General features: G+C 71.0%; 18 protein-coding genes and 1 riboswitch. Of the genes, 10 read left to right on the top strand and 8 right to left on the bottom strand.

Annotated elements, in window-relative coordinates; genetic code table 11:
* Positions 1–3: 3 nt before the first annotated feature.
* Positions 4–140: riboswitch (cyclic di-AMP (ydaO/yuaA leader) on the bottom strand.
* A gap of 123 nt (positions 141–263) precedes the next feature.
* Positions 264–1,838: a glycoside hydrolase family 10 protein gene (locus QMG73_RS18115; RefSeq protein WP_281897084.1), complete on the bottom strand. Its 1,575-nt coding sequence runs from the start codon at positions 1,836–1,838 to the stop codon at positions 264–266.
* Between the two features lie 67 nt (positions 1,839–1,905).
* On the opposite strand from QMG73_RS18115, the gene QMG73_RS18110 reads away from it, so the two are divergent.
* Genes QMG73_RS18110 through QMG73_RS18095 form a run of 4 tightly spaced genes read left to right on the top strand, consistent with a single transcriptional unit; the run spans position 1,906 to position 4,607 of the window.
* Entirely contained in the window at positions 1,906–2,364 is a 459-nt protein-coding gene (locus QMG73_RS18110; protein ID WP_281897083.1) for a universal stress protein, read from the top strand.
* 13 nt (positions 2,365–2,377) lie between these two features.
* Positions 2,378–2,788: a hypothetical protein gene (locus tag QMG73_RS18105; RefSeq protein WP_281897081.1), complete on the top strand. Its 411-nt coding sequence runs from the start codon at positions 2,378–2,380 to the stop codon at positions 2,786–2,788.
* Between the two features lie 26 nt (positions 2,789–2,814).
* Positions 2,815–3,732, top strand: a complete 918-nt coding sequence (locus tag QMG73_RS18100; RefSeq protein ID WP_281897079.1) for an aldo/keto reductase — start codon at positions 2,815–2,817, stop codon at positions 3,730–3,732.
* Positions 3,733–3,752: 20 nt separating this feature from the next.
* Entirely contained in the window at positions 3,753–4,607 is an 855-nt protein-coding gene (locus QMG73_RS18095; protein ID WP_281897077.1) for an NAD-dependent epimerase/dehydratase family protein, read from the top strand.
* Here QMG73_RS18095 and QMG73_RS18090 read toward each other — a convergent pair.
* Complete coding sequence (locus tag QMG73_RS18090; RefSeq protein ID WP_281897075.1) at positions 4,598–5,140, bottom strand: alpha/beta fold hydrolase; 543 nt, start codon at positions 5,138–5,140, stop codon at positions 4,598–4,600. The two genes, QMG73_RS18095 and QMG73_RS18090, sit on opposite strands and share 10 nt — an antisense overlap.
* Before the next feature lie 74 nt (positions 5,141–5,214).
* Here QMG73_RS18090 and QMG73_RS18085 point away from each other — a divergent pair, with 74 nt between their 5' ends.
* Positions 5,215–5,859 carry a hypothetical protein gene (locus QMG73_RS18085; protein WP_281897073.1) on the top strand — a complete coding sequence of 215 codons (645 nt, stop codon included), beginning with the start codon at positions 5,215–5,217 and terminating at the stop codon, positions 5,857–5,859.
* Here QMG73_RS18085 and QMG73_RS18080 read toward each other — a convergent pair.
* From QMG73_RS18080 to QMG73_RS18070, 3 genes are read right to left on the bottom strand one after another with little or no spacing between them, the layout of a single operon-like run.
* Entirely contained in the window at positions 5,834–6,823 is a 990-nt protein-coding gene (locus tag QMG73_RS18080; protein ID WP_281897071.1) for an acyltransferase family protein, read from the bottom strand. The two genes, QMG73_RS18085 and QMG73_RS18080, sit on opposite strands and share 26 nt — an antisense overlap.
* Positions 6,816–8,933 carry a bifunctional polysaccharide deacetylase/glycosyltransferase family 2 protein gene (locus QMG73_RS18075; RefSeq protein ID WP_281897068.1) on the bottom strand — a complete coding sequence of 706 codons (2,118 nt, stop codon included), beginning with the start codon at positions 8,931–8,933 and terminating at the stop codon, positions 6,816–6,818. Before QMG73_RS18075 ends, QMG73_RS18080 begins: the two co-directional genes overlap by 8 nt.
* Positions 8,933–9,463 (bottom strand): hypothetical protein, encoded by a 531-nt coding sequence (locus QMG73_RS18070; RefSeq protein ID WP_281897066.1) that lies wholly within the window; start codon positions 9,461–9,463, stop codon positions 8,933–8,935. The genes QMG73_RS18075 and QMG73_RS18070 overlap by 1 nt, the downstream gene beginning before the upstream one ends.
* A 667-nt stretch (positions 9,464–10,130) precedes the next feature.
* On the opposite strand from QMG73_RS18070, the gene QMG73_RS18065 reads away from it, so the two are divergent.
* From QMG73_RS18065 to QMG73_RS18055, 3 genes are read left to right on the top strand one after another with little or no spacing between them, the layout of a single operon-like run.
* Positions 10,131–10,559, top strand: coding sequence for a helix-turn-helix domain-containing protein (locus tag QMG73_RS18065; protein WP_281897064.1), 429 nt, complete (start codon positions 10,131–10,133; stop codon positions 10,557–10,559).
* A complete protein-coding gene (locus tag QMG73_RS18060; RefSeq protein ID WP_281897062.1) occupies positions 10,556–11,107 on the top strand; it encodes an ImmA/IrrE family metallo-endopeptidase in 552 nt (183 codons plus the stop codon). Before QMG73_RS18065 ends, QMG73_RS18060 begins: the two co-directional genes overlap by 4 nt.
* Positions 11,108–11,111: 4 nt before the next feature.
* Positions 11,112–12,329 (top strand): MAB_1171c family putative transporter, encoded by a 1,218-nt coding sequence (locus tag QMG73_RS18055; RefSeq protein ID WP_281897061.1) that lies wholly within the window; start codon positions 11,112–11,114, stop codon positions 12,327–12,329.
* A gap of 257 nt (positions 12,330–12,586) precedes the next feature.
* Here QMG73_RS18055 and QMG73_RS18050 read toward each other — a convergent pair whose 3' ends face one another.
* Positions 12,587–14,239 carry a dolichyl-phosphate-mannose--protein mannosyltransferase gene (locus QMG73_RS18050; protein ID WP_281897058.1) on the bottom strand — a complete coding sequence of 551 codons (1,653 nt, stop codon included), beginning with the start codon at positions 14,237–14,239 and terminating at the stop codon, positions 12,587–12,589.
* A gap of 84 nt (positions 14,240–14,323) precedes the next feature.
* Here QMG73_RS18050 and rsmI point away from each other — a divergent pair, with 84 nt between their 5' ends.
* Entirely contained in the window at positions 14,324–15,178 is an 855-nt protein-coding gene (rsmI, locus tag QMG73_RS18045) for a 16S rRNA (cytidine(1402)-2'-O)-methyltransferase (protein ID WP_281897055.1), read from the top strand.
* Between the two features lie 338 nt (positions 15,179–15,516).
* On the opposite strand, the gene QMG73_RS18040 is transcribed toward rsmI, so the two are convergent.
* Positions 15,517–17,502, bottom strand: coding sequence for a hypothetical protein (locus tag QMG73_RS18040; protein ID WP_281897052.1), 1,986 nt, complete (start codon positions 17,500–17,502; stop codon positions 15,517–15,519).
* Between the two features lie 123 nt (positions 17,503–17,625).
* Between QMG73_RS18040 and metG the strand changes: the two genes are divergently transcribed.
* On the top strand, positions 17,626–19,404 hold the full coding sequence (metG, locus tag QMG73_RS18035; RefSeq protein WP_281897050.1) for a methionine--tRNA ligase: 1,779 nt from the start codon (positions 17,626–17,628) through the stop codon (positions 19,402–19,404).
* Positions 19,405–19,519: 115 nt separating this feature from the next.
* Here the strand turns inward: metG and QMG73_RS18030 are convergent, their stop codons facing one another.
* Positions 19,520–20,773 (bottom strand): hypothetical protein, encoded by a 1,254-nt coding sequence (locus QMG73_RS18030; RefSeq protein ID WP_281897049.1) that lies wholly within the window; start codon positions 20,771–20,773, stop codon positions 19,520–19,522.
* Positions 20,774–20,800: the final 27 nt, after the last annotated feature.

Genomic DNA, 20,800 nt, shown 5'->3' with positions numbered 1-20,800 from the left:
GCATGTTCCTTCCATCGGCCGCCTACCGAGTTAGCTGACGGGTTCGGGATGGAAGTGATCCCTACCGCTCGCGCGGATTCACCCCAGTGGAACTCTGGTTCCCCGGCTCACCCTCGCGGGTGATTAGGCGACGATCACCGCCGGCGCCGTGGGGGCGCCGCCGAGCGGAGACCGCCGGAAAGCTTACCGGATCAACGGGCCTGCTCGACACTGCTCTGACCAGCCAAAAGTGTTACCAGACAACGACTTTCGGTAATGTCTCCTCACCCTGCCACGTCAACTTCGCTGGAGCCGCCAAGGTTCCAGAGCCGGTCCAAGGCGGCTACGCAATAGCTGTACGCACCGGGGGTGCCAACAGTTCGATCGACCCAGGTCGTGCCGCGGGTGGTCGCCACCAAGCGCGCGGTTTCACCGTCCACCTTGAATACCGCGTAACCGGCCGGCCGCGGACCGTCGCCGGCGCGCCACGCGAGGGTGACCCCGTTGGCGCCGTCCCGGCTGGCCTCGGTGACCTCCGGCGCGTCCGGGGGGTTCGGAGGCATGTGGCCCATCACCGGCACCAGGGCCGGCCGCGCGTAGTGCGCGGTCGCGTACCGGCTGACGGCACCGAGCCGGTCGGCGCGCACCTGCCGGGCGCTGAAGTGGATGCTGCCGCTGACCGGGTACTTGCTGTTGAGCGCGAGTTGGCGGTCCAGCTCAGCGGGGTCGGACCAGGCTCCCTTCTGCCCGACCCGATAGTCGGCCTGACCGATGTAGAGCTGCACCCGGGTGTCCTTCACCACGTCTGACCACCACGGCAGCAGCTTCGCGTAGTCGGCGATGTCGAAGCCGATGTGCCAGTAGAGCTGCGGGACGATGTAGTCCAGCCACTCCTCCTTGACCCAGAGCCGGGTGTCCGCGTAGATCGCGTCGTAGCTCTGCAGGCCACGGGTGGGGGAGCCGAGCGAGTCGGTGGTGCGGTTGCGCCAGATGCCGAACGGGCTGATGCCGAACTTCACCCACGGCTTCAGCTCCTTGACCCGCTGGTTCATCTCCTTCACGAGCTTGTTGACGTTGTCGCGGCGCCAGTCGGCCTTGGTGGCGAAGCCGGCGCCGTGCTGCTTGAACGCCGCGTCGTCGGGGAAGTCCTGCCCTTTGACCGGGTACGGGTAGAAGAAGTCGTCGAAGTGGACGCCGTCGACGTCGTACTTGGCAACCGCCTCCAGCATCGAGTCTTCGACGAACTTGCGCGCCTCGGGGATGCCCGGGTTGTAGTAGAGGCGGCTGCCCTTGCCGCCCTTCGGGAAGGTGACCGCCCACTCCGGATGCTGCCGCAGCGGGTGGCTCGCCGGCAGTTCGGCTGGATTGCCCGTCTGGCTGGCCTTGTACGGGTTGAACCACGCATGGAACTCCAGGTTGCGCGCGTGCGCCTCGCTGACCAGGAACTCCATCGGATCCCAGCCGGGGCTGAGCCCGTCGGTCCGTCCGGTCAGCCACCGGGACCACGGCGCGTACGAGGACTCCCAGAAGGCGTCGCCACTCGGGCGTACCTGGACGAAGACCGCGTTGTGCCCCCGCTGCTGTGCCAGGTCGAGCCAGCCGCGGTACTCGGACTTGACCTGCTCCTGGTCGAGGCCGGGCCGGCTCGGCCAGTCGATGTTGCTGACCGTGGCGATCCACATGCCGCGGAGCTGGCGCGGCGTGTCGAGCGGGCGCCCGGCGCAACTCGCGGTGGCCACCACCTGGCGGGCCGGATCGGGCCGGGTCTGCCACCGGACAAGGCCCATCGACAGGGTCACCACGATGGCCAGGGCCACGGCGAGGTGGACCTGGTGGCGGCCGGTCGGGAGCAGGGCCATCGGGCCAGTCTGCCCTCTTTTGCGCGGATCTTGAAGTGGTGTGCCCCACGCCTCGATACTTGAGAGCGTGAGCATCTCGCCTGAGCACCGGTTCGAGTTGGGTACCGACGGACCGAAGAACCTGGTGGTCGGCGTCGATGGTTCGACGACGTCGATGCGCGCCGGCGCCTACGCCGCCGGGCTGGCCCGCAGGCAGGGCGCCCACCTCGTGGTCGTCTACATCGCCCGCCCGTCGCCGCTGGTCGGCATGGCGCCCGCCGCGATGGCCGTGGTTCGCCAGGCGCACGACGAGATCGCCGACGACCTGCGGCGGCAGGTGGACGAGAGGTCCGCCGAGGTCGGGCTGCGGGCGACGTTCCGGGCGGTCTCCGGCGATCCCTACACCGAGCTGGTGAAGGTCGCCGAGGAGGTGAGCGCGGACGGCGTGATCGTGGGGGCGTCGATGCAGGCCGGGCACCGGTTTGCCGGTTCGATCGCGATACGCCTCGTGAAGGCCGGCCGCTGGCCCGTCACCGTCGTACCGTAATACATTTAAATACATGAAAATAAAGCGCCTCTTGGCCATCGCTTTCGCGGGGGCATTCGCGGGGGTTGGCGCCGCGACGTTTTCTGGTACTCCGGCACAGGCGGCCGACGAGAAGACGCCGGCCGTGGTCGTCGAGCCCGACGCGGTGAGCGTGCCCGAGGGCCGCAGCGGCACCTTCACCGTGCGGCTGAGCCACCAGCCGGCCGGCACGGTGCGCATCGACATGCGCGCGAGAGGCACCGGCATCTGGGCCGCGCCGCCGGTCATCCTCACCTTCGACCAGAACACCTGGGCCACGCCGAGGCCGTTCACCATGTACAGCGGAAACGACGCCGACGCGTTCGACGACTTCATTGTCGTGACCCTGTCCGCGGTCGGCTACGCCCCCGACACCGTGACGTTGACCCAGGTGGACGACGACTGAGCGGCTCTGTGCCATGCTGACCCGCGATGGCGGAGATCGGCTTGGGGCTGGCCGCGTTGGGCCGGCCGGCATACATCAATCTGGGGCGTGACCTGCCCGCCGACCGGTCGGTGGCGGCCATGCGGGCGCGGGCGCACGAGGTCCTCGACGCCGCGTACGCCCGGGGCGTGCGGTACCTCGACGCGGCCCGCTCGTACGGCCGGTCCGAGGAGTTCCTCGGCGGCTGGCTGACGACCCGGCCGGACGTCACGGACGTCACGGTGGGCAGCAAGTGGGGCTACACGTACACCGCGAACTGGCAGCTGGACGCCGAGGTGCACGAGGTCAAGGACCACAGCGTCGCCACGTTCGAGCGCCAGCTCGCCGAGACGCGCGCGCTGCTCGGCAGGTGGCTCGACCTGTACCAGATCCACTCGGTCACGCCCGACAGCCCGGCACTGACCGACGGCGCTCTGCACCAGCGTCTCGCTGAGCTCGGCGCCGAAGGCGTCCGGATCGGCCTGTCCACCAGCGGGCCGCGCCAAGCCGACGCGATCCGGGCGGCGCTCGGGGTGAAGGTCGATGGGCGGCCGCTGTTCCGCGCGGTCCAGGCGACGTGGAACCCACTGGAGCCCTCGGCGGGCGACGCGCTCGCCGAGGCGCACGACGCCGGCTGCCTTGTCATCGTCAAGGAAGGGCTGGCCAACGGCAGGCTGGCTGTCGACCCGCCGGCGGCGGTCGCCGAAATAGGAGCCGAGGTCGACGCGGCGCCCGATGCGGTGGTGCTGGCCGCCGCGCTCCGGCAGCCGTGGGTCGACATCGTGCTGTCGGGCGCGAGCAGCGTGGCACAGCTCGACAGCAACCTTGCCGCGGCCGGCGTCGCACTCGATCCCGATCTGCTGCGTGGACTCGCCGAGCCGCCCGCCGAATACTGGCAACGGCGCTCGGCTCTCGGCTGGAGCTAGCTGGAGTGAGGAGGCGCGTCATGACGCGTGTTGTGGTGACCGGTGGGAGCGGCAAGCTTGGCCGTGCCGTGGTCGAGGAGCTGCTGGCGCACGGGTACGACGTGGTCAACGTCGACGCGGCGCCGCCACGCGAGCCGCGCTGCCAGTTCGTCCGCGTCGACCTCACCGACTACGGGCAGACCGCCGAGGCACTGTCCATGGTGGACGACCGGTTCAGCGGGGTCGACGCGTTGGTGCACCTCGCCGCGATCCCCGCGCCGGGTCTCACCACGAACTCGGCCACCTTCGCCAACAACGCCACCTCCACCTACAACGTCTTCGCCGCCGCCCGCGCGGCCGGCATCACCAACGTGGTGTGGGCGTCCAGCGAGACCGTGCTGGGGCTGCCCTTCGACACGCCCCCGCCCTACATCCCGCTCGACGAGGAGTACCCGGCTCGCCCCGAGTCCACGTACTCGCTGGTCAAGCACCTGGAAGAACAGATGGCGGCGCAGTTCTGCCGGTGGGACCCGCGGCTGAAGATGATCGGCCTGCGCTTCTCGAACGTCATGGAGCCCGCCGACTACGCGGCCTTCCCGTCGTTCGACGAGGACCCCAACCTGCGCAAATGGAACCTGTGGTCGTACATCGACGCTCGGGACGGCGCCCAGGCCGTGCGTAAGGCGCTGGAGCACGACGCGACCGGTGTCGACGTCTTCATCATCGCCAACGCCGACTCGGTGATGAGCCGTCCGTCCGCCGAGCTGGCCGCCGAGGTCTTCCCCGGTGTGCCGGTCACCCGGGAGCTCACCGGCACCGAGACGTTGATGTCGATCGACAAGGCGCGCCGGGTGCTCGGCTACGAGCCCCAGCACACCTGGCGCGATCAGGTCTGAGGGACCCGCGCTCGCCAGACCACGCCGTCGAGGAACTGCTCCACGGCGGTCACCACGAAACCGAGTACCGCGGCCGAGGCGGCCAGCGGGCCGGGAAGCATCATGCCGTGATCGGCGCCGTCGACCTCCAGCACGTACGGCGTCAGCTCCTTGGCCAGGTCGCTCTGCCACACGCGGTCACCACTGCCGCCGACCAGCAGGAACGGCGCGGTGGCGGCCCGCAGCGCCTCGACGACGCGCACCTCGGTCAGCAGCGGGGTGAGCCAGATCGCGGGCAGGCCGCGCTCGGCCGCCACGGGTGCGGCGAGCGTGCCCAGGGACTTGCCGATCACCAGCGTGCGCGGCGGCAACGCGTCGAGCAGCGGCTCGACCTGGGCGCGTACGAAGTCGTAGGGCAGCCCTTCCGGCACCTCCGACGGCCAGGAGTGCGGGTGAACGCGCACGTCACGGGCCCGCAGCGCCTCGGAGGGGTACTGCAACAGCGGAGCGTACGGCCCGTACAGGCGGCCGGGCAGGACGAGCGCGTCTGGCATCGGGACAGCGTACGCCGACCCTGTTGCGTCGATCGTCCGGTTTCAGGCGCGTCCGGGCCGGGTAGCGAGGAAGGATGCGTACTCCAGCGAAGGCCGTCATGACGCTGGTCGCCCTCGGTCTGGCCGTCACCGGATGCGAGACCGGCACCGGCGGCACAGGGTCGACCGCTTCCCCGAGCCCGACCCCCAGCTCCTCCGGGTCGGCAGCGGGGCAGGCCGCCGAATGCGTCACCGGTAACTGGCGCACGACGGGTGCGACCGGCAGCGCCGGGTCGGGCGAAGCGACCGCCGAGGTGACCGGCGGCAGCGGCGTAGCCGTCGACATCCAGCGTGATGGTGCCGTGCGTGCCGACTTCTCGGGCATGCAGCCGGTCACGTTCGACCTGAACGCCGGCGGCCCCTCCATACGCGGGCAGTTCCGGTACGACGGCACGGCGAACGGAACAGTCCGCACGATGGAGGGCACCTGGGAGCCGATCCCGCCCGTCGAGTGGGGTGAAGTGCGGGTCACCGTCGACCTGACGTCGCCGGTGAAGGCGCGCCCGTTCGACAACGTGCGGCTTGGCGACTACGTCGGTGACGGCGTCGGCCAGACCGGCAACGTCGTCGACGTGCAGCCGTTCCTCGGCAAGGGCGCGTACGAGTGCCGGGGCGACACGCTCGTGCTGTCTCCCGCCGGCAACGACAGCGGTCTCACATGGACCCTGGCACGCGCCTGACCTTCGACGCCAGCGACTCCACCCAGCCCAGTGCTGACACCGCGCCTACCGTCAAACCGAGCGCGACAAGCAGGTACCCCACGTCGCCCAGGAGCCAGGCGTGTAGGGCGTCGCCGACCACGAAGCAAGCGGCGATCGCCGGGTTGTGCCAGAGGTAGATGGTGACGGCGCGGGCGTTGACAAGCGACACGAGCCGATCCAGCGGTCGCGCCCGCGCCAGCCAGCCCATCGGCGGAGCCGCGCGCAGCAGCGGGAGCACGAAGCCCAGCGAGTACAGGGCGATGGCGAGCGGCGCGTCGAGGCCGTACGCCAGCGCCCATCCGGCGCCGCCCGCCAGGCAGGCGGCGGCGAGCGTGACGAGCCAGGGCAGCGGGAGGCGGCGCAGCGCGCCGTCGCGGTGGGCGAAGCCCACGATCCAGCAGGTCGCGTACGTGGCCAGGTCGGTGAGCACGTCACCCCTGCCGGCCACCACGACGAGAACCACGAGCGGCAGCACGGCCGTGCGCAGCGGCCAGCGCCGGTACGCCCACAGCAGCACCGGCGACAGCAGCACCAGCCACAGGTAGGTCACCAGGTACCACAGCACCTCGGTGGCCGGCAGCGCCCATTCGGTGCCCGGCGGCTCGGCCAGCGGCAGCAGCCACAGCAGCAGCTCGGACCACTGTGGACGGTCTGGCCAGCCGTGCCAGAGCATCGCTGGCACCATGATCGCGCCGAACGCCCACACCGCGGGCAGCAGCCGGCGCAGCCGTCCCGCGACGACCCGGTCGGGTGCGCCGTCCGACCGGTCGAGTGACGCGGCCATCAGCGAGCCGCCCAGCCCGAACATCACGCCCATCGCCGGGAACGCAAAGCTCAGCCAGGCGGCCGGAAACATGTGGTACGCCACGACGCGGACGATCGCGGCCGTCCGCAGCAGGTCGAAGTACCTGTCCCGGCCGGTCCTGCCAGCAAACTCAACCATCGCGGGCCACCGCCGCTTGGCCGGTGCGGTGCAGCTTGTGCCAGCGCAGTCGCGCGCCGGTCAGCGCGGTCGCCACGGACTGGAGCAGCACCAGGTACATGAGCTGGCGGTACGCGAACTGCTGGAGTGGCAGTACCGCGAGCGGGCGCAGGCTCTCCCGATCGAGCCGGAACGCCACCGCCGCCGTCACGAACTGGAGTCCCAGCATCGCCGACCACGCGGTCACCGTGGCGCTCCGGTCGAAGAAGAACAGCCCGTAGATGGCGAGCAGGTCGATGACCGGCGCGAGGAGCGGCAGTACGACGCCGAAGAGCGCCAGGAACGGCAGTCCGTACCGGAACGGGCCGCGGCTGCGCAGCGCGCCCCGGTGCTTCCACATCGCCTGCATGGTGCCGTAGCTCCACCGGTACCGCTGTTTCCACAACTGGCCCAGTGTGGCCGGCGCCTCCGTCCAGGCGCGCGCCGAGTCCTCGTACACGATCCGCCAGCCGGCGCGGCACAGCGCCATGGTGATGTCGGTGTCCTCGGCGAGCGTGTCGTCTGTCATTCCGCCCGCGGCTTCGAGCGCGCCGCGGCGGAACGCGCCGATCGCGCCGGGCACCGTCGGCATGCAGCGCAGCGTCTCGTACAGCCGGCGGTCGAGGTTGAAGCCGATGACGTACTCGATGTGCTGCCACCGCGCGACGAGGCTGTGCCGGTTGCCCACCTTGACGTTGCCGGCGACCGCGCCCACCGACGGGTCTGCGAACGGCTGCACCAGGCGCCGCACCGAGTCGGTTTCGAAGACCGTGTCGCCGTCCACCATCACGATCAGCTCATGCCTGGCGGCGGCCACCCCGGTGTTGAGCGCGCTCGCCTTGCCACCGTTGGGTTTCCGGATCACCCGCACGTTTGGCAGGCCGAGCCCTTCCGCGATATCGGCCGTGCCGTCGGTGGACCCGTCGTCGACCACGACCACCTCGATCTCGGGGTGGTCGCCCGCGGCCAGCGACCGCACCGCCGCGGCGATGCCCTCCTTCTCGTTGTACGCGGGCACGATCACGGACACCGGCTCGGTGACCGGTGACCCCCACGACCACCGCCGCGCCCGGCGTTCCCTGGCGTGCCGGCCCGCCAGCGCGAACAGCAGCAGCGTCCGCGCGACCGCGAGCAGCCCGACCGCGATGAACAGCGCCTTGAGCAGCCAGAGGATCGCGTCGGCGATGCGTACGGCCCACAGCAGCGCGCCGCCACGCCACCGGTCGTTGGCGTCGGCGACCGGGTTCTTGGCCATGACCGGGGCGCCGACCGTGAGGTTCAGCCCTTGCGAAACCGTGGTGAAGCGGTACCCCCGCGCCCGCATGCGGGGGATGAACTCCTCCAGCGCCGCTACGGTCTGCGCGCGGTCGCCACCGGCGTCGTGCATGAGTACCACGGCACCGTGCCCACCGTCCGGTGTGGAGCTCGCGAGGATCGCCGGTACGCCGGGGCGGGCCCAGTCCCGGCTGTCGCGGTCGTTGACGACGACGATGTACCCGAGCCGCCCCGCCTCCTGTACCAGCTCCCACTCCCGGTCGCCGATCGCGGAGGGCTGCGACGAGTACGGGAACCGCAGCAGGGACGTGCGCACGCCGGCCGCGTTGGCGATGGCGAGCTGAGTCTGCGCGTACTCAGTGTGCCGGCGCCACCGCGGGAGCGCTGGCAGCCGCGGGTGGGTGAACGTGTGCACGCCCAACTCGTGTCCATTGGAGACGAGCTGCCGCGCCAGATCCGGGTGGCGGGCCACCTGCGAGCCCACCACGAAGAACGTGGCGTCGACGCCGTGCCTGTCGAGCACCCGCTGGATCCGTGGTGTCCACCATGGATCCGGCCCGTCGTCGAAGGTGAGGGCGATCGTCTTGGGCGGCAGGCGGTACGAGACGTGGCGTTGGCCGGCGGCGTTGATGATCGGTCCGCCGGCGCTGACGCTGTCGGGGACGGTCTCGCTCGACTCGTCTCCATTGGCGCCCTTGGCGTCCGGAGTGAACCGGGCATTGGCGTACGCCTCGACGAAGAGCACGCTGGCCAGTACGAGGAGCAGAGCGGCGACCACGATGCGGCGCGGGCGCAGCGTCCGCTTCGAAACGGGCATCAGGGCGTGGGCTCCGGGCTCTGCGGCACTTCCGGTTCGGGCGTCTCCATGGGTATCGGGGTTGCCGGCGCCTCGGTAGTCGGCGGCGGTGTCGTCGGCTGGGGCGGCGCCGGCGGGCTTGTCGGCACCGGTATCGGCGGCGGCGGTGTCGTGGTACCACTCGGCGTGGGCGTCGGCGTCGACTCCAAGCGTGGCGCCGGGCTGCGCGTGGCGACGGCGACCCGGACGGCTCGCGCGGCTACCCGCTCCGGCGCGGATGCGGTCCGGTTGACGCGACGCGGCGCACTGCGGCGGAGGTCCTGTTCGGGCAGGACCGCGGCGAACGGCCGGGTCGGCACCGGCGTCGGGCGCACGGGTGGCCGGTCGGTGCGCACGGGAAAGGGTTCGAGCGCAACGGGTCCGGCGGGCTCGCCGACGACGCTGGTGCCGACGAGGCCGGTGTAGATCAGGCAGGTCGCGCCGACGGCGTACGCGATCCGCCGCATCCGGCGCCGGCGCCGGCCGGTCGCGTCGACGAAGATTTCGGTCACGGCTAGGCAGCGTATGGAGATGTCCCTGGCCAGGGCCTCTTTTCGGTCCCTCCATTGGGGACGGCGAAGTCGTGCCAAAGAACTGGACGAAACGCTGATCCAGCCACGCGTCGCCTGGCCAGACGGTCGCGTCCCGAGGTTACTGTCGGGATGGCGACTCTCCCAGACTGAATGCATTCATTGATCTCAACGCGCACCGATTGTCGAGGCTGATCGATATTCCGGGGTGGGTGCCGTTGGCAAGGTCGGAAATCTGACCTACCGCGACCTGTTGTGCGGTTGATCCGACGTGATTAAGCTGACCCCAGCGCGCCCCTATCGCCCGCTTCCCCCGTGGCAGGCGATCGGGGCGCGCGCCTATCTCAGCAACACTTCGGCGGCACGTGGCTCACGTGCCGCTTTTTGGTGTGCGCCGAATATTCCCGCTGTCAACTAACATGAACGTTCGGACGGCTTTGCTTCACACCAGTTGACATTGTGGGTCTCCGATGGTGAGGCTGGTTAACGGACCGCCGGCGTAAACGGGGGGCGCTCTCGGTGCGGGCCACATGCCGAGGGCGCGTGCCGGTGACCTGTCACCAGTGTGGACCAGGGCCCACCCTGGTCCACACTGGTTGGCAAGACGCACCGCAGGGCAGCGGAGCAGCAGGGCACATGGGGGTCCGCCGTGACAACGCCAGCAGAGCCGCGCACGCTCGCGGACAGGCTCAATCATCTCTTCCGCACGGTGCACCCCGGCGACCGCGGGGCGTACAGCAACGAAGAGGTCGCCTCGGCCATCCGGGAGAGCGGCGAAAGCATGTCCGCGACGTACCTGTGGCTGCTGCGCCGCGGCGAGCGCACCAACCCGACGATGCGGCACCTCCAGGCGCTGGCCGGATTCTTCGGTGTCCCGCCGGCGTACTTCTTCGACGACGCCGTCACCCGCCGCACCGACCGGGATCTGGAACTGCTGTCGAGCCTGCGCCAGCTCGGCACCAAACGCGTCGCACTGCGCACCGTCCTGGCGAGCGCCGGCCTGTCCGAAGCCAGCCAGCAGCTCGTGCAGCAGGTCGTCGACCGCTGCCTGGAGCTGGAAGGGCTGGCGGGCGAATGACTCCACCACCGATCTGGAACGCCGGCGACGACACCGACCTGCGCCGGATCCGCCGCCACTGCGCCCGCCTGGTGCGCGACATCGCCGTGCCCGTGCCGTTCGACGCCGAGCGGCTCTGCCAAGAAGTGGGCGACCGGATCGGCCGTCCCATCACGCTGATGCCCACCGCGATGCCCGCCGACGGTCCGTCCGGGCTCGTCATCACCGGCGCCCGCGCGCATTACCTCTGCTACGACAGCGGCACCCGGCCGCTGCACCAGCAGCACATCATCGCCCACGAACTTGGCCACCTCATCGCCGGTCACACCTCCGAGCAGGTGGCCGACGTCGACGTGCCCGCCGGCGCTCTGCTGTCCACACTGGACCCGGAGATGGTGCGGCGGGCGCTCGCGCGCGACGGCGGATACGACAGCCGCCAGGAGCGCGAGGCCGAAATCATCGCCGACCTACTGCTGCAGCGCGCCCACTCGTGGGCGCCCGAACAGACCTGGCACGTACCGCTCGACGCGGCCGACGTGGTGGCGCGGATCGAACGCTCGCTGGGATGAGCGGGTGAACGAGGTCCTGTATCCGGTGCTGGCCGTCACGGCCTGGGCCGGATGCGCGGTCAAGCTGCAGGGCCTCCGGCGCGGCGGAAACCCGGCCGGATACGCGGTGTGCGTGGCGCTCGCGCTGCTCGGCTCGACGTTCACCCTGTCGACGCCAGCCGTGTGGAGGTGGCTCGACCGGGCCACCGGAGTGCCGAACCTCGCCGCGCTCTGGGCGCACCTGTCCGTCGTCGGGTTCTCCGGCACGGTACAGCTGCTCCTGCTGTGGTGGGTGACCCCGCCGGGAGAGGCCAGCCGTCGCGCCCGCATCCGGTTCGCGTTCCTCGCCACGGCGGCGGTCGCGATGGTCGTACTCTTCCTCGCCTCCGGCCCCACCGAGCCGCGCGTCGGCGAGTTCGTCGCCACCTACGTGAGCCGGCCGGTGTTCGCCGTTTACATCCTCGTGTACCTGGGCGCGTTCGGGTTGGGGCTCATCGACGTCGTGCGGCTGTGCTGGCCGTACGCCAGAGTGTCTGGCCGCTCCTGGCTGCGCCGGGGACTGCGCGCCACGGCGGTCGGTGCGATGGCCGGGCTCGTCTACTGCGCCATCCGGATCTCCAGTGTGATCGGCGCGCAGGCCGGTGCCGATCCGCGGCGTTGGGAACCGCTCGCGCCGATCGCCGCCAGCATCGGCGCGTTCCTCGTCATCTTCGGGCTCACCATGCCAGCGTGGGGCCCGAGGCTGTCACAGTTGCGCGGTTGGGTGCGCAGGCGCCAGCAGTACCGCCAGCTCCAGCCGCTCTGGGTCGACCTGCACCGGCTCATGCCGGAGATCGCACTGGAGCCACCCGTGGCCGTCCCGCTCAGCACCCTCGACCGCCGCCTGTACCGGCGCGTGATCGAGCTGTACGACGGCTGGCTCGTGCTGCGCCCGTACCTGGACGAGGCGGCCGGTGGGCGCGCCCGCCGGCTGGGCACCCAGGTCGGGCTGCGCGAGGAAGAGTTGGCCGCGGTGGTCGACGCCGCGCGCCTGCGCGGAGCGGTGCGAGCCTACGCGCGCGGTGCGCGCGGCCCGGACGAGACCGAGGCCGCCCCGGTCCGGCCCGACGAGCCCGCCGACCTCGCCGGGGAGGTCGCCCGGCTGGTACAGGTCTCCCGCGCGTACGCGTTCTCGCCGGTGGTCGCCGCGGCGGTCGCCGGACGCGAGGTCCTCTTCCCCAACCAAACCGAAGTAGCAATGTAACCCCCCGCGCGCTCCCACCCCGGCGCTCCGCGCTCCGCGCGCCGGCCCCCTTCCGCCGATCAAGGGCGAATGCACGCGGTTGGATCTCTTTACCGCGTGCGTTCGCCCGTGATCGATGCGATTGCCCTTGGTCGGCGGGCGTGGGGTCCGCCGATGTGCGGACCGCTGCGGCCGTCGGCGCCGTGCCGTGCCGCCAAGGCCGCGCGGCTCGGGCGGCGGGAGCAGGTGACGCCCGCGTACCACTTGCGGGATCGCGGCTAGATCCAGCGGCTGCCCAACCACATGCGGGCGGACCAGTCGTCGTACGGGATGACCTGGCCGACGTATATCGGATAGAAGTACGCGAAACAGACTGCTACCAGCAGCACGTATGCCCCGGCGACGACCGCGCCGATCAGGCGCCGGTCCGAACTGCTCTCGTCGGTTGGCGGTGCCGCGCCCGGTGTGGCACCCGCTGGGGCGGGCGCGGGCGTCATGATCGCTCCGAGCACGTACACCACAGCGAGCACCAGGAACGGCTGAGCCGGGAGGGCGTAGAACGCGAACATCGTGCGGCCATGCATCGCGAAGTAGAACCACGGCAGCAGGCCGGCCGCCACGCCGAGCAGGATCGCGCCGGCTCGCCAGTCGCGGCGCGCGATGCCGAACCAGGCGAGCGCGCCAAGCGCCGGGATGAACGACCACCACAGCAGCGGCGTACCCACGAGCAGGATGTGCGAGGCGCAGCTCGACGCGCCGCAGTTGCCGTCGCCCGACCAGTAGAACGCGATCGGGCGGCCCAGCAGCAGCCACTGCCACGGCCACGACTGGTACTGGTGCGTGGCGTCCAGCGTGGAGTGGAACTTGTACATCTCGTGGTGGTAGTGGAGCAGGTTGCGGATCGCGCCCCACACCGGCGGCTCGGAGTGGCCGGTGTCGCGCAGCCAGTGCCGGAAGTACCCGGTGTCAGTGGCGAACCAGCCGGCCCACGTCGCCGTGTAGGTGATCAGGATCAGCGCGCCAGCGAGCAGGAGCCAGCCGAACTCGTCGATCACCGTGTCGCGCCACGGACGCTGTACGCCAGCGGACCGGCGCGCGCCCACCTCCCACCAGACGATGAGCAGGGCGAAGACCGGCACGAACCAGATCGCGCTCCACTTCACGCCTAGGGCGCAGCCGATCATCACCGCGCACAGGAGCCGCCACCAGGGCACGCCGGTGCGCCAGTCGAAGGACGGCCGTCCCGCCTTGCCCGGCTGGCTCGGGTCGAGACCGGCTTCCATCGCGCGCAGCCAGCGTCGTCGGCGTGCGTCTCGGTCCATGACCAGCGCACCGAACGCCGCCAGCACGAAGAACATGAGGAAGATGTCGAGCAGCGAGATCCGCGACAGTACGAGGTGGAAGCCGTCGAGCGCCATGAGTAGGCCGGCGGTGCAACCCAGTACCGTCGAGTGGAACATGCGTCGGGCGACGCGCACCATGATCAGCACAGACAGGGTGCCGATCAGGGCGCCGGAGATCCGCCAACCCATCTCGTTGTTGCCGTACACCATCTCGCCGAGCGCGATCATCCACTTGCCGAGTGGCGGGTGCACGACGTAGGCCGGGCCGTTGCTCTTCTCGTCCCACTCGACGCCGCGGTGCAGCATGTCCCAGGCGTCAGTGGGGTAGTAAACCTCGTCGAAGATCAAGCCCTTGGGCTTGTCGAGGTTGACCAGCCGTAGGATGCCGGCGATGACCACGATGACGCCGGTGGCGAGCCACGAGTACGGGTCGAGCCGCGCGTCGAACGGCAGCAGCCGACGCCGGACGACGTCGGCCACGCCGCCGCGCTGGTCGGCGGTGCCGGCTTCAGGGCTCTCGTGCTCTTCTTTGGGACCGGCGCCTTCATTGGTGATCGCCGGTGCCTGCGCTGTCGCGGCCGTGGTCACCCCGCGATCGTAGGCTGCGGAGGGGCGGTCCGGCGCGCACTGCCCATCTAGTGGTGTCACGAGTATCGATGAAAGGCCATTGAGGTGGGGCAAAAGTCCGATTCTGGGCGGTTGGTACTTGTTGGTGCCCCGCTAGGCAACATATCCGACGCCTCCGTACGGCTCCGCGAAACCCTGTCGACCGCTGACGTCGTGGCGGCCGAGGACACCCGCCGGCTCGGCCGGCTGGCACGCGACCTCGACGTCACCATCGCCGGGCGGATCATCTCCTACTTCGAGGGCAACGAGGAAAGGCGTACCCCCGATCTGGTCGACGCCATGCGCGATGGCGCGTCGGTCGCGCTGATCACCGATGGGGGGATGCCGAGCGTGTCCGACCCTGGGTACCGGCTGGTCCGCGCCGCACTCGACGCGGGCCTACCGGTCACCGCGGCCCCCGGTCCCAGCGCCGTGACCACCGCGCTGGCGCTGTCCGGGCTGCCCGCGGACCGGTTCTGCTTCGAAGGCTTCCTGCCCCGCGGCGGCGGCGCCCGGCGTGCCCGGCTGCGCGCCCTCGCCGCGGAGGAACGAACGCTGGTCTTCTTCGAGGCGCCGCACCGGATCGGCGGGGCGCTCAACGACCTGGCCGAGACGTTCGGCGCGGATCGGGAGGCGGCGGTGTGTCGCGAGCTCACCAAGACGTACGAGGAGATCGTGCGGCGGCCGCTCGGCGACCTCGCGACGTGGGCCACCGAGCAGCAGCCGCGCGGCGAGATCACCCTCGTCGTGGCCGGCGCGCCTCCGTCGTCGGGTGCCGAGGTATCGGACGAAGAGCTGCGGTCAGCGGTGGCCGCTCTCGAAACCAGCGGCATGTCCCGCCGCGACGCCATCGCGTCGGTAGCCGCCACCCACGGTCGCCCCCGCCGCGAGGTCTACACCCTCGTCCACACAACCCCCTGACCCCCAGCGGCCCGCGTCGCGCTCGCGCGGCACTGCCCGCGTCTTCGCCGATCAAGGACAAACGCACGCGGTTGGATCTCCTTTCCGCGTGCGTTCGCCCTTGATCCCTGCGAAAGCCCTTGATCGGCGTCCTCGAGCTGAGAGGGCTCGGGCATCGGGTCAAGCCCATCCACCACGGGCGGCCCCGAGCGCCCCTAGCCGCCGCCCACCGACCAGCTCGCCGTGGAACGGCGACCTTGACACCTGGGCGCGGAGGGTGAGGCCGCGGGAGCGACGGTCTGGCCCACGGCGAGCGTCGCGGTAGCTCAGAATCCCGGTTTGGACCTGCTCGGACGTTGTCAGAAGGTCGAGGCGAGGAAGGCCACCGTGACCAGCAGAGGCGCGGTCAGTGCGGTCAGCGTGGCAGTGCGGCGAGACCAGCGGTCCTCCAGGCGGCGCGCGCCGGTCACCCACACCAGCCCGAACCCGCAGAGCATGATCAGGATCAGCCCGAGCGCCCACCGCAGATGCCGCACCGCGGCGCCATCGCCCACGTACGCCCGGCCGCTGTCGGCGCCGACCATCCGAGCGGTCACCGTGCTGCCGACGGCGCTCTGGTCGTCGGCCACCCCGACCAGCCGGATCCCCTCGGCGGTGAACGCGCCGTTGGCCGCGCTGAACTCGCCGACACAGCGCTGCCCGACGCCGCTGCCGGTGCACTCCGAGACGGTGGCGGTGCCGGTGTCGCCGTGTCCGACCGCCAGCCACAGCGGTTCGGCGCTCACCCACGCGAAGAACGTCGCCAGCAGCGCCAGCACGACCAGCCCCACCAGGCCGACGGCTGGGCTGCGCGGCGGCTTCGGCGGCCGCCCCGGACGGCGGCCGCTGTACCGTTCCCGGCGCGGCACCTCCTGAGTGGGCAGCCAGAACGGCAACTCATCGTCATCCGGCGCGGGCGAAGGGGTCGGGATGAGCGCGCGTTCCGGCATGGGCGGCAGTACGACCGTCTCCCTGGCCTCCGCCGCGAGTCTGTGGTGACCAGTTGCCCCTATAGGGGCAGTAACTCGCCACGGTCGGTCCGAGGCATCCGCGGGCGTGCCCGGCCGGAGGACCGGAGCGGGCAACTGCGGCGCTCCACCGTCGTCCGCGAGCCCGGCCTCGACCGCGGTGCCGGCTCGCGCTGGCCCGTCGCCGGCCGCGTCAGCACCGAAGCCGGCCTCGTCGTCGGTCAGGCTGTCGTCGAGTGCGGCGTCTTGAAGCGCGGCTCCCTCCCACGGACCGTCCTCGGACTCGGCGTCGCCTTCGTGCACGGCGCCGGCCTCATGGGCGAGGTCGGCGTCGGTCTCGACGACGGCGGCGCTCCGATTGGCGGCGGCGTCGGCGCCGATAAGGGCAGCGGGCTCCGAGGCGGTGTCGTCCTCCGGGAACGCGGAGGGGGTGGAAATAGCGGTGACTTCATGCGCAGCGTCTGCGTCGGTCTCGACCTCGGCAAGGTCGGAGGTGGCCCCGGCCTGCGAAAGGCCGTAGGCGTCGGTCTCGACCTCGGCTTCGGCAACGTCGGAGCTGGCGTCGGTCTCGTCCTGCGGTGCGTCGTAGGCGGCGTCCGCGTCGCGCGTGGCCCCGGGAGGGTCGGAGGAGGCATCGGCCCCGGGCTCGGCCTCGGGAAGGTCGTAGGCGCCCTCTGGCTCAGCCCCGGAAAGGTCGTTGGCGGCCTCGGCCTCGGGAAGGTCGTAGGCCGGCTCCGGCTCCGAGAGGTTGGAGGCGGCCTTGGGCTGGGCAAGGTCGGAGGTGGCGTCCGCGTCGTGCGGGGGGACGGTCTCCGGGAGGTCGTCGGCGGCGTGCTCGGAGCCGGTATCGGCCGGTGCCAGGTCCGCGAGTGGCGCGGCCGGGCCAAGGTCCGACGGAGCGGAGCTGTCCGCGTGCGCTGCCCCCTCAGCCGGCGCCGGCTCGGAGTCGCCGGAAGGCCGCTCAGCGAACGAGCCGCCGGAAGGCCGCTCAGCGGACGAGCCGCCGGAAGGCCGCTCAGCGGACGAGTCGCCGGAAGGCCGCTCAGCGGGCGAGCCGCCGGAAGGCCGCTCAGCGGGCGAGCCGCCGGAAGGCCGCTCAGCGGACGGGGCGGACGGCTCGGCGGGTGCCGGTAGCGCCGTGAGTGTGTCGCCGCTGCCGCTGGCCTCGACCGTGGACGGCGGGTCGGGCGGGATGAGGGTGGCGATCGGTACGGGGGGCACGGCGGGGCGGTCGAGTGCCGCGAAACGGGCGGCGGCTGCCGCTGGATCACCCCGCCACCATGCTCCGGCGGGACCGTCCGCGGCCCACGGGCTACCGCCCGCAGCGCCCTCGGGCATCTGCGTTTCCCCTGGCTGTGGCGCTGAACCGGTCACAGACTTCATTGGACAACGGGAAGGCGTGATGACCATGTAGCGCTCCGCGCGTGTCGGCCTATAAACCGGTCACTACCCTTGTCAAGCATGAGTTACGTTCTCGCGGCGGTCGCCTGGCCGTACGCCAATGGCCCGCGCCACATCGGCCACGTCTCCGGCTTCGGCGTCCCCTCCGACGTTTTCAGCCGGTACATGCGGATGGCGGGCCACGACGTGCTCATGGTGTCGGGTACCGATGAGCACGGCACGCCGATCCAGGTGCAGGCCGACAAGGAGGGCGTGACCCCGCGCGAGCTCGCCGACCGGTACAACCGGGTGATCGTCGAGGACCTGCACGGGCTCGGCCTCGCCTACGATCTTTTCACCCGCACCACGACCCGTAACCACTATGCGGTGGTGCAGGAGCTCTTCGAGGGGCTGCACCGCAATGGATACATCGTCCCCAAGGTCACGATGGGCGCGATCTCCCCGTCGACGGGCCGCACCCTGCCCGACCGGTACATCGAGGGCACCTGCCCGATCTGCGGGTACGACGGTGCGCGCGGCGACCAGTGTGACAACTGCGGCAACCAGCTCGACCCGGTCGACCTGATCAACCCCCGCTCCAAGATCAACGGTGAGACGCCGGAGTTCGTCGAGACCGAGCACTTCTTCCTGGACCTGCCGGCGTTCGCGCAGGCGCTGGGCAAGTGGCTCGACACCCGCGACGGCTGGCGCCCCAACGTGCTGCGCTTCTCCAAGAACCTGCTCGACGACCTCCAGCCCCGTGCCATCACCCGCGACCTGGAGTGGGGTGTGCCGATCCCGCTCGACGGCTGGCGTGACCGGTCCGACAAGCGGATCTATGTCTGGTTCGACGCGGTGATCGGGTACCTGTCGGCCTCGATCGAGTGGGCCCGCCGCTCGGGCGACCCCGAAGCGTGGCAGAAGTGGTGGCGCCGGGAAGACGCCCGGGGCTACTACTTCATGGGCAAGGACAACATCGTCTTCCACTCGGTGATCTGGCCGGCCCTGCTCCTCGGGTACTCGGGCGAGGGCGACCGGGGCGGCGAGCCCGGCGCCTTCGGCACGCTGAATCTTCCCACCGAGGTGGTTTCCAGCGAGTTCCTGACGATGGAGGGCCGCAAGTTCTCGTCGTCACGCCAGGTCGTGATCTACGTTCGCGACTTCCTGGAGCGGTACGACGCCGACGCCCTGCGCTACTTCATCGCCGTCGCCGGCCCGGAGAGCCAGGACACCGACTTCACGTGGGCCGAGTTCCTCCGGCGCAACAACGACGAGTTGGTCGCTGGCTGGGGCAACCTCGTCAACCGGTCGATCTCGATGGCCGCCAAGAACTTCGGCGCCATCCCGCCGGCCGGCGAGCTGACCGCCGAAGACCGCGCGCTGCTGGATACCGCCCAGAAGGCCTTCGCCACGGTCGGTGGGCTGATCGAGAAGCACCGCCAGAAGCAGGCCATCGGTGAGGCCATGCGGGTGGTGGCGGAGGCCAACAAGTACCTGTCGGAGCAGGCGCCCTGGAAGATGAAGGAAGACCTGGACCGCATGGGCACCGTGCTGCACGTGGCACTCCAGGCGGTGAGCGACTGCAACACGCTGCTCACGCCGTTCCTGCCGCACAGCGCGCAGAAGGTGCACGAGCTGCTCGGCGGCACCGGCGTACACGCGCCCATGCCCTCGATCGTCGATGTCGAAGACCTCGACGGCGGCCCGGCGTACCCGATCCTCACCGGCGACTACACGGCCGGCACGCGCTGGGAGTCGGTGTCGCTGGAAAGCGGCCGGGCGCTCGCCCCGCCGAAGCCCGTCTTCCGCAAGCTCGACCCGTCGATCGTCGACGAGGAGCTAGCCCGCCTCGGAGCCTAGAAGCAATTTTTGAGCTGCCGCGACGTTCGTCGCGCTCCAGACCGCTGCTCCCGCGGCCTCACCCCACGCGTCCCCACAACCCGGCGGACGTCGCGGCAGCTCAAATCCTGGCCGGTTAGAGGGCGTACTCGATGTCGACCATGCCGGAGTCGGTGATCTCGGCGGTCGGCGCCCACACCTCGTAGACGCCGCGCTCGTAACACTGCGCGCCGAGCGCGGCGACGCTGTCGGCGTCGGGGCGGCAGAGCCGGAGGCGGGTCCAGCCCGCCTCCTGGTGCAGCGCGGTGCACGGCACGCCGCGCCAGCGCGCGTACGGCACGCGCCGGCTCAGGGCCTCGACCGGATACCGGGCGGCCCGGGTCATCGCGAGCACCCGGAACTCGCCGGGCGGATCGGCGACCGCGTCGTATTCCTGCCCGCGGTAACGCCCGACGAGCCGGGTCGACTTCGTCTTGTCGTCGCTCGGCACGTACTCCTGGTCGGGCGGCAGCTCGGGCACCCTGGTCAGCAGGTGGCGCCACTGTGGACCGGCCATCCGCAGCCATCCTCGCTGCTCCGGCTGGTACGTATACAGCACGACCTCGGTGCCGTCGGGGGTGTAGGCGAGCAGCGTCGCGTTGGCCGGCATCGGCAGGTCGGCGAAGTCGGCGGTGACGAACTCCGGTATCACGTGCCGGCCGCTCGGGGTGAAGCCCGTGCCCAGGACGGGCGGACCGACCCGGTCGTGCGCCGGCATGCGGACGAGGCCGCGCTGGTGGGCGCCGAGCGGGATCTCGTAGTCGCGCGGGTCGATCGCGCGCCACCGCAGCGCGTAGACGACGTCGGGGTCGTCGCGGCCGGCGTCGGCGTCGGTGCGCAGCAGCGCCAGGTCGGCCGGGGTGCGCAGGTGCGCCACGTCGTGCTCGCGGTAGCAGAAGCCGTAGGGCAGCCAGCCGCGCAGGTACCCGGAGAGCTGGCGCGCCGACAGCGCCTTGATCATGCGGGTGCCCCGCCGGATCGCGGCGGTGCGCCGGATGCCCGCGACGGTCGGATCGTCGGCGTATGCCGGGGTCTGGCTGAGCGCGTGGATGTCGCTCCACCCGCGCTGCCGGTTGAGCGGCACCATGAGCGGCGCTTCCGGCGTCTCCAGCGGTGTGTCGGCGCGCGGCCCGTGCACGGCGGCGACCTCGGTGACGTGCACGAACCGGTGCCACGGCAGCGGTGCGCCGGGACGCGGGTTGCGCTGGAAACCGTCGACGGGGTCGGCACTGAACAACTCGTACGCCGCGCCGTGCGCGAGCTCATCGGCGGGGTAGATCGCGCCGCCGAACGTCACCCGCAGCCCGGTCGGCGCCTCGGCGACATGGGGGGCCTCACGGGCGGCGGTCACTCGCCTGAGAGTAGACCGCTGCCCGTG

The sequence above is a fragment of the Phytohabitans aurantiacus genome (assembly GCF_027923225.1).
Taxonomy (GTDB): Bacteria; Actinomycetota; Actinomycetes; order Mycobacteriales; family Micromonosporaceae; genus Phytohabitans; species Phytohabitans aurantiacus.
This window is presented reverse-complemented; position numbering and strand designations above follow the sequence as displayed.